12 protein-coding genes are annotated in these 13,700 nt (G+C 47.4%); 9 read left to right on the plus strand and 3 right to left on the minus strand.

All coding sequences use genetic code 11. The features are described from left to right. Positions 1-69 precede the first annotated feature (69 nt). On the minus strand, positions 70-294 hold the full coding sequence (locus tag QUA90_RS15295) for a hypothetical protein (RefSeq protein WP_333446351.1): 225 nt from the start codon (positions 292-294) through the stop codon (positions 70-72). A gap of 134 nt (positions 295-428) precedes the next feature. Here QUA90_RS15295 and QUA90_RS15300 point away from each other — a divergent pair, with 134 nt between their 5' ends. From QUA90_RS15300 to QUA90_RS15340, 9 genes are all read left to right on the plus strand, one after another. Beyond that, entirely contained in the window at positions 429-641 is a 213-nt protein-coding gene (locus QUA90_RS15300) for a helix-turn-helix domain-containing protein (RefSeq protein ID WP_332942973.1), read from the plus strand. 225 nt (positions 642-866) lie between these two features. Beyond that, the gene (locus tag QUA90_RS15305) at positions 867-1,457 is read left to right on the plus strand and encodes a chromophore lyase CpcT/CpeT (protein ID WP_333446353.1); all 591 of its coding nucleotides are present in this window, start codon (positions 867-869) and stop codon (positions 1,455-1,457) included. Between the two features lie 110 nt (positions 1,458-1,567). Next, the gene (locus QUA90_RS15310) at positions 1,568-2,716 is read left to right on the plus strand and encodes an NAD-dependent epimerase/dehydratase family protein (protein WP_333057384.1); all 1,149 of its coding nucleotides are present in this window, start codon (positions 1,568-1,570) and stop codon (positions 2,714-2,716) included. A 682-nt stretch (positions 2,717-3,398) separates the two neighbouring features. Beyond that, positions 3,399-4,532 (plus strand): glycosyltransferase family 1 protein, encoded by a 1,134-nt coding sequence (locus QUA90_RS15315; RefSeq protein WP_333048207.1) that lies wholly within the window; start codon positions 3,399-3,401, stop codon positions 4,530-4,532. 582 nt (positions 4,533-5,114) lie between these two features. Continuing rightward, complete coding sequence (locus QUA90_RS15320) at positions 5,115-7,769, plus strand: GAF domain-containing protein (protein ID WP_333446355.1); 2,655 nt, start codon at positions 5,115-5,117, stop codon at positions 7,767-7,769. A gap of 151 nt (positions 7,770-7,920) precedes the next feature. After that, on the plus strand, positions 7,921-9,063 hold the full coding sequence (locus QUA90_RS15325) for a hybrid sensor histidine kinase/response regulator (protein WP_333080048.1): 1,143 nt from the start codon (positions 7,921-7,923) through the stop codon (positions 9,061-9,063). A 150-nt stretch (positions 9,064-9,213) separates the two neighbouring features. After that, positions 9,214-10,044: a GUN4 domain-containing protein gene (locus QUA90_RS15330; RefSeq protein WP_333446357.1), complete on the plus strand. Its 831-nt coding sequence runs from the start codon at positions 9,214-9,216 to the stop codon at positions 10,042-10,044. 698 nt (positions 10,045-10,742) lie between these two features. Continuing rightward, positions 10,743-11,333: a YdcF family protein gene (locus QUA90_RS15335; RefSeq protein WP_333446359.1), complete on the plus strand. Its 591-nt coding sequence runs from the start codon at positions 10,743-10,745 to the stop codon at positions 11,331-11,333. Positions 11,334-11,508: 175 nt separating this feature from the next. Further along, on the plus strand, positions 11,509-12,054 hold the full coding sequence (locus QUA90_RS15340) for a GAF domain-containing protein (RefSeq protein ID WP_333390183.1): 546 nt from the start codon (positions 11,509-11,511) through the stop codon (positions 12,052-12,054). A 266-nt stretch (positions 12,055-12,320) separates the two neighbouring features. On the opposite strand, the gene QUA90_RS15345 is transcribed toward QUA90_RS15340, so the two are convergent. Then, positions 12,321-12,854, minus strand: a complete 534-nt coding sequence (locus QUA90_RS15345; RefSeq protein ID WP_333213635.1) for a hypothetical protein — start codon at positions 12,852-12,854, stop codon at positions 12,321-12,323. Positions 12,855-13,008: 154 nt separating this feature from the next. Then, a complete protein-coding gene (locus QUA90_RS15350) occupies positions 13,009-13,647 on the minus strand; it encodes a lysophospholipid acyltransferase family protein (RefSeq protein ID WP_333213637.1) in 639 nt (212 codons plus the stop codon). Positions 13,648-13,700 lie beyond the last annotated feature (53 nt).

Consider the following 13,700-nt stretch of genomic DNA (forward strand, 5'->3'; position numbering starts at 1 on the left):
TAAGTGAATTTAAGGAAAGAGCGATCGCACTTGTTGTAAAACTCGATCGCTCCTGATTAATTAAAACATTCAATCTAATTGAGTCGATCGAACTTCGGGCAATTTATCGACCCCAGTCGTATCAAATACGATCGCGTGTTTAGCCGCCGGCAACAACCGCCGTAAAATCTGGAGATATCCCTCTGCATCACCTCGGCGGTGGAACCTAGCAACAACCAATCGCTGCATATTTGGCAATTGCCGCACGATACACCAGGGATGAGTGTTTAATTTGGGCTTGGATGTTGGTATCATAGGGTAATCCTTCCCCACGTTCGTGGGGTGTGGTAGAAAAAGCGATCGCCCTTAAGTTTTCGAGGCTAGGAGGGCGATCGTTTTCAGTGTACATAGCTATAGTCGGGTATATATGCACCGATGTCAAGCCAAATATGGGCTACGTTAGACTGCGGATTCGAGAACTAGCTGAGCAAAGAGGTTGGACGTTCAAAGAAGTTGCCGATCGATCGGGAGTCAACTACAACACGGTAAAAAGCTACGGGAGGCGCGATGCTTTAAACACAGTCGATCTTTCTGCTGTCTACAAAATTGCCCGTGCTTTCGACGTGACAATGGAAGATTTGGTTGAGATTTTGGAAGATTGAGGGCGCACCAATGGGGCGAGTTCGACTAAAAATTCCAGCGCTGGTAGAAGAAAAGGACGATCTCGCTAATGGGATACGTTGATTAATGCCGTACTGATCGCCACCTTTTCTTTACTGGTTCGTAAAGCATATAACTACCTTCTATAGCCGATCGCCCGCTTTCCCCTAAAATAATTTTTACTAGATCCCCAATCTAAAATCGAAAATCCCAAATCTAAAATCGAAATGACTCATTCCACAGATATCGTCACCCTCGCCCGCTGGATGGCCGCCGATTTCAGCAACCAAGCCCAAGCCTTTGAAAACCCGCCATTCTTCGCCCACATCCGCGTCTGCATGAGGCCTTTACCCGTCGAAGTTCTGGATGGCCTCAGCTTGTACCTAGAACAAGCCTACGATATTGAACTGAATGTACCGTACCGAGTCCGAGTTTTGAAATTAGTCCCCGTGGGCGATCGAATCGACATCGAAAATTATGCCATAGAAAACGAAGAACAATTCTACGGCGCGGCCCGCGACCCGCAACGGCTGCAAGAAATCAAAAAAGAACAACTGACTCTACTTCCCGGCTGCACCTTTATTACGCAGTGGACGGGCAACAGCTTCAAAGGGTCTGTCGAACCCGGAAAAGGCTGCATGGTGGTCAGAAAAGGCAAAAAAACCTATCTAGACAGCGAATTCGAGATTGACCAAGACAAATTTATTAGCCACGATCGCGGACGTGACCCAGAAACCGACGCCCACGTCTGGGGAGCCCAGGCCGGCCCTTTTGAATTCACCCGCCGGGCCAGTTTCGCCGACGAAATTCCGGTTTAATCCAAAAAAACAGAGTCCCTCCTGGGCGAACACGCTTGATTAAAGGTTCAGAATGCACCAATACCTGGTACATTAACCCAGTATTGGCAAGCAAGATTCACCGTTGATTTATGAAAGTCCTGGTTATTGGTGGCGATGGCTATTGCGGTTGGGCAACCGCACTCTACCTTTCTAACAAAGGTTACGAAGTTGGCATCCTCGACAGCTTCGTGCGGCGGCACTGGGATCTGGAACTGTGCAGCGACACCCTCACTCCCATCGCACCGATTCAGCAACGACTCCAGCGATGGCAAGATTTAACGGGCAAGTCGATCGACTTGTTCGTCGGTGACATCACCAACTACGATTTTCTCAGCAAAAGCATGAGAAAATTTGCACCAGAGGCGATCGTCCATTTCGGCGAACAGCGTTCGGCACCTTTCTCAATGATCGATCGCGAACACGCAGTCCTCACTCAAGTCAATAACGTCGTCGGGACACTCAACCTGCTGTACGCCATCCGCGAAGACTTCCCCGACTGTCACCTAGTGAAATTGGGGACAATGGGCGAATACGGCACGCCGAATATTGACATTGAAGAAGGCTACATTACGATCGAACACAACGGCCGCAAGGATACACTACCCTATCCCAAACAACCAGGCAGTTTCTACCACCTGTCAAAAGTCCACGACTCCCACAACATCCATTTTGCTTGCAAAATCTGGGGTTTAAGAGCCACCGACTTAAATCAGGGCGTAGTCTACGGCGTGCTCACAGATGAAACCGGCATGGACGAACTGTTGATCAACCGTTTGGACTACGACGGAGTATTCGGGACAGCATTGAACAGATTTTGCATCCAAGCTGCGATCGGTCATCCTTTGACGGTTTATGGCAGTGGCGGACAAACCCGCAGCTTCTTAGACATTCGGGATACCGTGCGGTGCGTGGAATTGGCTCTAGCCAACCCCGCCGAAGCCGGACAATTCCGCGTCTTCAACCAATTCACCGAACAATTCAGCGTCGGCGATTTAGCCTCCTTGGTGCAAAAAGCAGGCATGGCAATGGGATTAAAAGTAGAAATCAACAACATCGAAAATCCCAGAGTCGAGAAAGAAGAACATTATTTCAATGCCAAAAACACCAATTTGCTAGACCTGGGTTTGCAACCGCACTATCTCTCAGATTCCCTGCTCGATTCTCTGCTGAATTTTGCTACAAAATATCAGCACCGTGTCGATAAAAATCAGATTTTGCCGAAGGTTTCTTGGAAGTAAGTTCTGGCTTCTATCTGCGGGGAAAGAGCTTTTTAACGAACCGCGAAGGCGCGAAGGGCGCGCAGTAAGAGAAAAGAAGGGAAGAGAGGAAAAGGGTTCGCAAGTTCTGAATGGAGTTTGCTGTATATTACGATAATCTATCTTTTTTATCTCTTTCTCTGTGTCCTCTGTGTCCTCTGCGGTTAATTAAAAAATGGCATCAGGTTTTTACCGCTGGCTTGTTTGGGAAGAAACCTCGTAAAAAGTCGAATTCTCATTCTGTTGCTTTTGGTGGTTCTGCCTGGATTTCCAGCGAGGGCAGTTTTGGCTTATTATTTAATAGGGGAATGGGCTGCTGTAACGCCGAGTGATCTAAATTAGTGGCGAGTTAGCAAAGGCTTATCTGCCACTTAAAAATCGAGATAAATTGCCGGGATAGCACAGGAAATTTACAGAATTAATTGCTTGACAGAAAGTGTGGGATGGCTTTTAGGTGGGATAATTGTATCAATTGGCATTCAGGGAATTGGCATTTGATCTCAAAAACCTCTCGCTCGGAATTAGCGGTAGTGCAACTGACAGAAGAAGTGTAGAAAAGCAGCCGATCGCACGCCATGACTTACTCCCCCCGACACAGTGTATCCTGTTACCGATGCCGTTTGCCCCAAGCTATGATTATCGGCTCCCTAAGTAACTTATTTTTATGAAAATTGCTCTTTTCACGGAAACATTTTTGCCGAAAATAGACGGCATTGTGACGCGCTTGATTCACACTGTAGATCACTTGCAGCGATCGGGCGAACAAGTTCTGATATTTTCTCCAGATTACGGAATTAAAGAATACAAAGGCGCACGAGTTTACGGTGTGGAGGGCTTGCCTTTGCCGATGTACCCGGAATTGAAAATGGCACTTCCTTCTCCCGCTGTCGGTCGCCAATTAGAGCAGTTTAAACCGGATATTATTCATGTTGTCAATCCCGCTATTTTGGGATTGGGCGGTATATATTACGGGAAAAAGTTCAACATTCCGATTTTGGCTTCTTACCACACGCATTTGCCGAAATATTTGCACCATTACGGTTTTGGAGTCCTCGAACCTTTATTGTGGGAATTGCTCAAAGGTGCTCACAACCAAGCAGAATTGAATCTGTGTACTTCTACAGCAATGGTGGAAGAACTCAGAAACCACGGGATCGATCGGGTAGATTTATGGCAGCGGGGCGTAGATACTGAAATGTTTGTCCCGGAATTGGCAAGTCGAGAAATGCGATCGCGCCTTTCTGAAAATAACCCAGACAGTCCCCTGCTGCTGTACGTCGGCCGCCTCGGTGCAGAAAAAGAAATCGAACGCATCAAACCAGTCCTCGCAGCAATTCCCGATGCCCGCCTCGCCTTAGTGGGAGACGGCCCGCATCGGCAAACCCTTGAACAATATTTTGCCGGCACACCCACCAATTTTGTCGGCTACCTCAAGGGGCAAGAACTCGCAAGAGCTTACGCATCTGCCGACGCCTTCATTTTTCCCTCCCGCACCGAAACCCTGGGCTTAGTGCTCCTAGAAGCAATGGCTGCAGGGACGCCCGTAGTGGCGGCGCGCAGTGGCGGAATTCCCGATATCGTCACCGACGGTGTTAACGGATATTTATTTGACCCAGCCGACGAAGAAGGAGCACTCGCAGCCACTAAGCGTCTGTTTGCGAATCCCGAAGAACGGGAAACCCTGCGCCATAACGCTCGCCGAGAAGCCGAACGCTGGGGTTGGGCAGCCGCCGCCGCACAACTGCAGCGCTACTATCAATCAGTGGTGTTTGCCCAGTCTGTGCCCAGAGCGGCCTAAATGTCAGGATCGGTAGCACCTTTAAACATCACCGCCAGCTTAGCTTCGCTGTTCGATCGTCAGTTGGTATTGAATAGGGATGTTTTCAAAGATTGATCGAACTTTTTTGCTGTATAAATTACCGTCGTTATCCTGCTGTTGCATTTACCATTAAACTATGAGTAAGCTCTGTAGGAAGGCCTTGCGCGCTGCTTTCATAGCGCCCTTTACCTGACCGGATACGGTCGCCGAGTGCGCTAAAACAGTCACACCGCGCGCTGGGGCAGAGCACAGGGCGTCCAATCCACATTGCACTCTCGATCGAACTAAAGCCTGTCACCTAATTTTCAGGCTAGCAGTTTTGCGAACTTAAGTTCAGCTTGAATTGACGAACCCTCATCAGTATCGAGGTTGTAAAAAAGATCGATCGAGCATACATAACAAGCAAACTGAAGTTGCGTGCGCCACTTTTGAACTCACGATTCATCAAAGCGACAAGCGAGTGCCGATGCGCTTGCAAACAAATTCAAGAGTTTGCACCGCCGCCGAATCTCGCGCAGATCGACCTGCGGTCAGTCTACCCCTCTGAGCAAGCAGTTAATCATGACATTCTCCAATACTGGTAGCGTTCTGGCTACACTGACTCAAGTCAATTTTATGGGGGCATTGACCTCCCGTGTTAAGAGCCTGCCAGTTCCTGAATTAGTGTGCCTGCTGGACTTTATCACGGCTGAATTTCAGCAATTTATCCGGGCGATGGACCTGATTAACAATGAAGCACTCGAAAGCCTCTTAGAGCAACTGTTAGATGCCTTCACTGTCAAAATTGGTCAAATTTTGCAAGCAGACCGGACAACAATTTTTTTGGTTGACTCCAACAAAAATCAACTGTGGCACAAAACAGTCGATCCACTGACGGGCGAGGATGTAGAAGTTCGCTTGCCGATGGATGCAGGCATTTTAGGCTACGTAGCAACAACCGGAAAATCGATTAATGTCGCCGAAGCTCGATCGCACGAGTATTTTAATACCGAAGTAGACGAACCACCGGGCTATCAGATCGAGACCATCCTCTGTATGCCAATTTTTAGCAGCAAGAGCCAACATGAACCCGTAGCGGTGGTCAGACTGTTAAATAAAGCTGGCGATGCCCCCTTTAACGAGGAAGACGAACAGCAGTTCCAGGCTTTTGCAGATTCGATCGGGATTATTCTCGAAAGCTGTCAGTCTTTCTACGTCGTGGCCCGCAACCAGCGAGGGGTTGCCGCACTTTTGAGAGCCACCACGACTTTGGGTCAAAGTCTTGACTTGGAAACAACTTTGCGCTCTGTAATGGATCAAGCTCGCGACTTGATGCAAGCCGATCGCAGCACGCTATTTTTGTTAAATCGGGAAACCAACGAACTCTGGACAAAAGTCGCCAAGGCCGACGGCAAAACGATGATGGAAATTCGTATTCCTGCGAATAGGGGAATTGCTGGCTACGTGGCTTCGACTGGTCAACCTCTAAATATTACAGATGCTTACGACGATCCCCGCTTTGACCCATCTACAGACCAGCAAACGGGATACCGCACTCGGACTGTCTTGTGTATGCCCGTGCATAACGCCAAAGGTGAGCTGATCGGGGTAACTCAGCTAATTAATAAGAACCAAGGTAGTTTCACCCCTTCCGACGAAGAGTTTTTGCGAGCGTTTAATTCCCAAGCGGGAATGGCGCTGCAAAATTCTCAACTGTTTCAAAACGTGATGGTGGAAAAGCAGTATCAAAAAGATATGCTGCAAAGTCTTTCAGATGCAGTAATTTCCACCGATTTACAGGGGCGAGTTGTAACGATTAACGAAGCAGCGCTGGAATTGTTGGGCTGTCCGGTAAATCAAGCTAAAAGCAAACACAATCCCCAGATTTGGGAAGATAAACTGGTGAATCGCTATGTTTGGGAAGTTGTGCCGATCGACAATTTGCAATTTCGGCTAGAAGACAGTCTCAAAAATGCTGCCCGACATTACGTTCCCGAACAAAGTTTAACTGTGGGACTGTTGGTAGAAAAAACGCTAAATTCCCAAAAAAAAGAAGAAGAAGAAGAAAGTTATATTTTGGCCGTGCCCGATCGCACTGACCCTAATTTATATTACGCTTGGGGCGAAAACCGCGCGTGGACTGAGGAAGTAGCGCTGGCAGAATTAGCTAATGCCCAATCTCTATTTGCGCTGCGAAATTCTGCCCTGTATCACCCTTATTGTCCGCTGCCCATCCCCGCCTCTCGAATTAAAGTAATTGAACGTAGTTTGAATTTGACTGTCAACCCGCTGATCAATCCAGAGGGCGGCGTGCGCGGCGGTTTAGTGGTACTCGAAGACATCAGTCGCGAAAAGCGGATGAAAAATACGATGTACCGCTATCTGACTCCTGGAGTCGTAGATAAAGTGATGGCCTTGGGTGAAGGCGCCCTGATGGTGGGCGAACGCAAAGAAGTGACTATTTTATTTTCTGACATTCGCGGCTACACCACGTTGACTGAAAATTTGGGAGCGTCGGATGTGGTATCCCTGCTGAACGAATATTTTGAGACGATGGTGGAGGCCGTTTTCCACTACGAAGGCACTTTAGACAAGTTTATCGGTGATGCTTTAATGGCGGTTTTCGGCGCGCCCCTGCCGCTGAATCCCCCGGAAAGTCACGGTTGGATGGCGGTGCAGTCGGCTTTAGATATGCGCCGGCGTTTGAAAGAGTTTAATGATTCTCGCCCCGGCGAAGATCCATTTCGCTTCGGAATTGGAATTAGTTCCGGAGAGGTGGTTTCGGGAAATATTGGTTCTCAAAAGCGAATGGATTACACGGTAATCGGGGATGCGGTGAATTTGAGTTCGCGATTGGAACAGCTTACAAAGGAGTACGGATGCGATATAATTTTGAGCGAATTTACATACAGTTTGTGTCGAGAAGGAATTTGGGTGCGAGAGTTAGACAAGGTGCGGGTTAAGGGCAAAAATCAGCCAGTGGGTATTTACGAGTTGCTGCAAAATAGTTCTGAACCCATGGATGGGGAAACCGTTCGGTTTTTGGAACTTTACAGTAACGGTAGGGATGCTTATATTGCTAGAAATTTTCAGAAAGCTATTAGTTATTTTGAAGCTGCTTTAGCAATGCGACCCAGCGATAGACCTGTGGAAGTTCACCTTGATCGATCCCTGAGCTATTTGGAAGTACCCCCGCCCGATGATTGGGACGGTGTGCATACGATGACAACCAAGTAGTAGATTATATTACATCCGAGGGTTCCAAAGTAAAAAGATTTGATAAAGTTGTGAGATATTCCTTATGACAGAGTTAACAAGTGTAAAAATGTGAAATCATAAATCGGATGGCATATTAAAGTTTAGAATTTATTTCCAGGCTAGCAATTAAATGAGTTATTTATCTGTTCCGAATGCCACAAAAGCCGATCGGATTCTGGTGGTAGACGACGCACCAGATAATGTTTTGTTGGTTCAGACAATCCTAGAAGAAGAAGGTTACGAAATTAGTACGGCGGAAAACGGCTTTTCTGCCTTGAGTCAAATTGACAAGGCAGCCCCGGATTTGGTACTGCTAGACGTGATGATGCCGGGAATGGATGGTTACGAAGTCACTAAACGAATCCGACAAAATAAGGAATTGCCCTTTATTCCGATTTTGCTGATCACGGCTCACGACAGTGCCAGCGTAGTCCAGGGATTGGACATGGGAGCAGACGATTTTATCCGCAAACCAGTCGAAATGGATGAACTGCTGGCTAGGGTTCGATCGCTCCTGCGGCTTAAACACAGCGTAGACGAGCGCAATTCGATCGCCCTGCAGCGCGAAGATTTTGTCTCCCGACTCGCTCACGACTTGCGGACGCCCCTCGTAGCCGCCGATCGAATGCTAACTTTAATGCAGCAGGGAGCTTTGGGAGAAATTTCCCTTCCCATGCGCGACGCTTTCGGGACGATGGTTCGCAGCAACAAAAACCTGATCGCGATGGTAAATATGTTGCTGGAAGTCTACCGCTACGAAGCAGGCCGCAAATCCCTAAGTTTCGCTGCCGTGGACTTGCGCCAGCTTATTACTGAGGTAGCTGAAGAACTAGCTCCCCTAGCCGATGCTAAAGGTTTATCCGTAAATTTAGACTTGACAGAAAGTGCAGAAAGTGCACCGATTGCGAAGTATCCGGGCGATCGTCTGGAACTGCACCGCTTGCTGACAAATTTAATCGGAAATGCGATTAAATTTACCGACAACGGCTCAATAGATGTCAGCTTAAAAGCTGCCAATTCACCTGCTTATACGAGCTTCAAAAACCAACCGCTGGCATGGGTAATCATAGACATCAAAGACACCGGTGCCGGCATTTCTCCCACCGAACAAGCAAAGTTATTTGAAAGGTTTAGCTCGGGAACTCATAAGAAGTCCAGTACAGGTTTGGGACTACACCTCTGCCGCCAAATAGTCGAAGCTCACCGCGGCACGATCGAGGTAAAATCCGAGTTGGGCAAAGGCAGTTTGTTTACTATTCGCTTGCCTTGTTAGAGCGGTATAATTAACTCTAACTTTCGGGTGCGAAAAGTGCACATTACTACAGATAAACTGTAATTGTAGGCTGCAAAGTGCATAGCTAATCGAATTATGGTTAATTTACCCGATGTCATATAATTACTTGGCAACCGAATTTATGGCAATATGTCTAACTGTCCAGTGTGCGGTGCTGAATACATAGAAGAAAAAGCAGAGTTTTGCTCGGTTTGCGGCTGGGATTTGACTCCCTACCCGCAACGTGCGAAGCCTTCCAAAACTTATTTAAAAAAAGAACAAGTTAGATTGCAGTGGGCAAAACAAATGTGGGAATTGGCCCGCACTCAACAAAATTGGTCAGCTAAATTTGATGAGTTGCATGGGGAATTGCAGCAAGGTGCGATCGCCCGCACGTATCTTCAATCTCAGTTAGAATGGGTTCTGTACCGCCTCGAACAACTAAACCCCGAATTGATTGTCAGCACTCTACTGCGGCTGGAAGACAAAATCGGCGCCATACCTGACAAAACTCCGGCTATCTCCGAAGTAGGGATGGACTACCGCCAACTGACAAAGCTATTAGAAACCGGAAAATGGCGCAAAGCTGATGAACACACTTGGGAAATCTTGCTGCAAATCGCTGTCAGGGAAGACGAAGGCTGGCTGAGTGCGGCCGATATTGACAGTTTTCCTCCTACAGACCTTCGCACGATCGACCAACTTTGGCAACAATACAGCAGCGGGCGGTTCGGGTTGAGCGTGCAGCAGCAGATTTGGGAAAGTACCGAGGCAAATTATACTGAATTTTGCGATCGAGTCGGCTGGCGAGTCAAGGAAAATTGGAAATATTACAGCGAGCTTTCCTTCAACGAAGATGCTCCCCCTGGACATCTCCCCGTCACTGCATGGAGACAGCGCGCCTGTTACGGTGCCGGTAAACTCACCGCAGCAGAAAACTTTGCCCGCATCGCTGCGAAACTGGCAACTGGCGATCGGTGATCATCCAAAATAAAAAATTCAAAATCGACATTAACTGCTATAATCAAAACGGTTTAGCAACTGGGGCTGTGGCTCAGATGGATAGAGCAAGCGCCTCCTGAAGAATCGGGCACCCTGCGAGGAAACTCTAGGAGTGAATGTGGTCAAATTTGGTGAAACCTAAAGAGTTCGTGGGTTCCTATGACTCTAAGGCAATACCAAGCCAAGCCTGAGTTCAGGGCGATTATGCGATCGCCTATATTGAAATCAGGAAGGTTTAGAGACTAGACGGTCACCACCTAAAAGCTGCAAGCATATGGTGAAGGTATAGTCCAGAGAGTGGGGAAACTCACACAAATCTGAAGCGCTAGGCCGCCGGTTCGAACCCGGCCAGTCCCGTTAAAAACCAAGAAAAATTAAAAGCAGGAGGGGGAAGCGTAGTTTTGCCCCTCTTTTTTGCATATCCGCTAAGGAATTGGCTCCCAGACAAGTATAGCAACCGCCAAGGCGGTTGCTATAAAATCTCAAATCACCTGTTTAAGCCCCACCACAAACGTAGAGTCAATCTAAAATCTAAAATGTAAAATCTAAAATCTAAAATCCTATGATCCCCCGACCCTTTTTTAATTTTTAATTTTTAATTCCTGTTAGTGGGCTATACGTGCGGTATTTTTTGTTATGGTTCCTTTGTGAGTTACATAAAATTTTTATAGGTTTAGATGTGGTTAAAAATCAATTCAAACACGCAGCGTTACAAGCGTTTGAACACTTCACGCAGTTTTTGGTTCCTAGTAGGGCTTTTGATGGCGTGTTGGTTGGGCTATCAGCAGGTTAAGAGCGAATTTCATAGACCCCAAGCTTTGTTAGTTCTAGGTGGGGCTACGGAGCGAGAGGTGTTTGCCGCCAAATTTGCTCGGGATCATCCTGAATTGCCAATTTGGGTGTCGTCTGGCAGCAATCCCGAGTTCGCGGAATGGGTGTTTTCAGAAGCGGGAATTGAGTCCGATCGCCTGCACTTAGACTACAGAGCGGTAGATACGGTAACAAATTTTACCACCCTGGTAGATGAATTGAAAGCTCAAGGGATTGAGAGCGTGTATCTGATCACTTCTGACGATCATATGCGGCGAGCTCAGATTATCGGCGAAATCGTACTCGGCAGTCGAGGCATTAGCTTTAAGCCTGTGGCAGTTCCGTCTGGGCGAACCCCCGAACCGGTGGAAAAAGCTATTCGCGACGGCGCTAGGGCTATTCTTTGGCTGACAACCGGTTATACGGGTGCTAACTTCAGCCAAGGCAGAATTGAATAAACAAAGGGAAGGATTAAGCAAGTTTTAGTTTTTTTCCATTCCCTCTGGTTTTAAAACTTCTCTCCTATAGCGATTTAAGGAAACGCGAAGATGCTGATGACAAATGCGTAAAAGAACAGAAGAGAAAAGGAGGAGTAGTTTAAAATTAGTAGATGAACTTCCAAAGCTAAAATTAATGACCGACCAAATTCTGCCGCAAGTTCTGGATAAAATTTTGAGTGACACCAAAACGCCGGATGATGTTTTTTCCGCTTTGGTGCCGGCTTTAGGCGAGGTGTTAAATTGCGATCGGGTCTTTCTCTACCTCCGCAATCCTGAAACGCAAAGGGGCAGAGTACCTTACTGCTGGCGTCGCAACTCGAACTTTCCAGAGATTGGGGACGCGGAATGGAAAAAAGAACCAGAATCTTTAGGGGAAGAAGACCCTTTGTTTGCAGCAGCTTTGCGAACTGAACCGTCGATTTTTGTTGAGGATGTTGAGACAGCCAATCCTGAAGTTGTCAACAAAAATTTTGAGGCAAAAGAGTTCGGACATCGAGCTTTGATTCACGCTCACCTTTGTGCTGACGGCTTATTGTGGGGGGTTTTGCAGCCTTGTATGTTCGATCGCCCCAGAGTTTGGACTGACTTCGATCGCCAAGTTATCGCAGCAGTTACAGAAAAAATTTCCCCTTTAGCTGTCGCTTATGTCACCGCCTCAGCATCAAAAGATGAGCGATAAAAATCAATAATTTACCTGTAGGCAGCGGGTGGGCAATGAATGAATGTCAACTTAAGACTAAAACCACGTCTAGGTCGGGGTTTTAGCCGAATTTCAATGCCCTTCCCGGCAGACGAAAGACTGTTTCCGGTTCCCCCCTTTTTAAGTTAGGGGGGATTGAGGCACTAATTTTCAAACAAAAGTCGGGTACTAAATTTGAGCTGATTGTTCTCACTAATGGTGAGGTGTGCATCACCCTAGAGATAGACTTGGTGCACAATTCTTGTTTAAAAAACGCCCCAATTTTGAATGCCCCGACTGCTGAAAACCCCTTGAGCCCGACTAATATCATCCTCAGCGCCATCTACTACTACCAAATAATCGCCCGCGTGCAGGCGGTCGGTGTAAGTTCTAGCTGTTTCTTCGGGAATTCCCAAGTCAGTCAAGGCCTTCACCACCCCACCGAAAGCTGCCGCTGAGACGCCAGTGCTTGCTACGCTAGCCACCAGTGAGGCGCCCAAAGTGCCCGCTGCAATCATCGGCCCGATTCCGGGAATAGCTAAACTTCCGAGACCCACTAGCACGGTGGCTAAAGCACTATTTGTCAGAGTGTCTGCTACCACTCCTGCTCCTGTGTCTAGATTTTTATCGCCTACCTGAGCGATCGTTTGAGTCTCGCCTACAGACTCGCCTGCCTCCCTAGCAACAACCGAAACTTTATCCATTGGAAACCCGGAAGATTTCAATTCTGTCAGAGCTTGCTCTGCCTCTTCGCGGTTAGAAAACAATCCCAACGCGCGGGTTTGATTGCTTGTTACCATATCTTTCTTCTTATCTCCTGTCCAATTAAACTCAAATTCAAGCCTAATTATTGCGCTTGTTTTCAATCAGTTATATTGATATTTTTCGATGTTTATCTTCAGCATTCATCTATCTGTAGATATAACCTGAAAAACAGCAACAACAGTTATAAAATCAGCGCCCCAAATCGTGCATGGCATTAATCTCGATCGCACATCTTTGAGTCAGCGCTTGCAACTCCTCGCGATCCGACGAACCGGGCGCTTCAATTAGCTTGCCAATTCGCACCGTCAGCGGCACCGGACGCGGCATTCCAGAACCTTTCGACGAAATCGCGTGAGTTCCCCACAAACTAACAGGTAACAGCGGCGCTTTTGCCTTAGCAGCTATCAGCGCAGCACCTAATTTCGGTTCAGTAATTCTGCCGTCTGGCGTGCGAGTTCCCTGCAAAAATACACCCGTCGCCCAGCCGTTTTCCAAAGAGTTGATAGCCGAGCGAATTGCGCTGCGATCGGCACTTTCCCGCTTAACTGGATAAGCACCGTAAAGCGTAATTGCCTGCTTCAAAATAGGAACTTTAAATAACTCTTCCTTTGCCATAAATGCGACGGGTCTCCTCATGCAATTCGACAAAATCGGAGGGTCAAAATCGCTGGCGTGATTGCTGACTACCACCACAGGCCCTTCTGTCGGAACATTTTCTGCACCGTAGATGCGGCCTCGAAAGTACAGGTGCAGCATCGGGCTGACAATTGACCATTTAAATAAATAGTAGAGAAGTAAACTTTCAACTGGTTCGCGACTTTTGCTCACAGAAAAACCTTAAATTTTAAATTACATCGAATATTAGCCTATCAGTTCAGCAA

Origin of the sequence: Microcoleus sp. D3_18_C4, from assembly GCF_036702355.1 — a bacterium.
In the GTDB taxonomy this organism is placed as follows: Bacteria; Cyanobacteriota; Cyanobacteriia; order Cyanobacteriales; family Microcoleaceae; genus Microcoleus.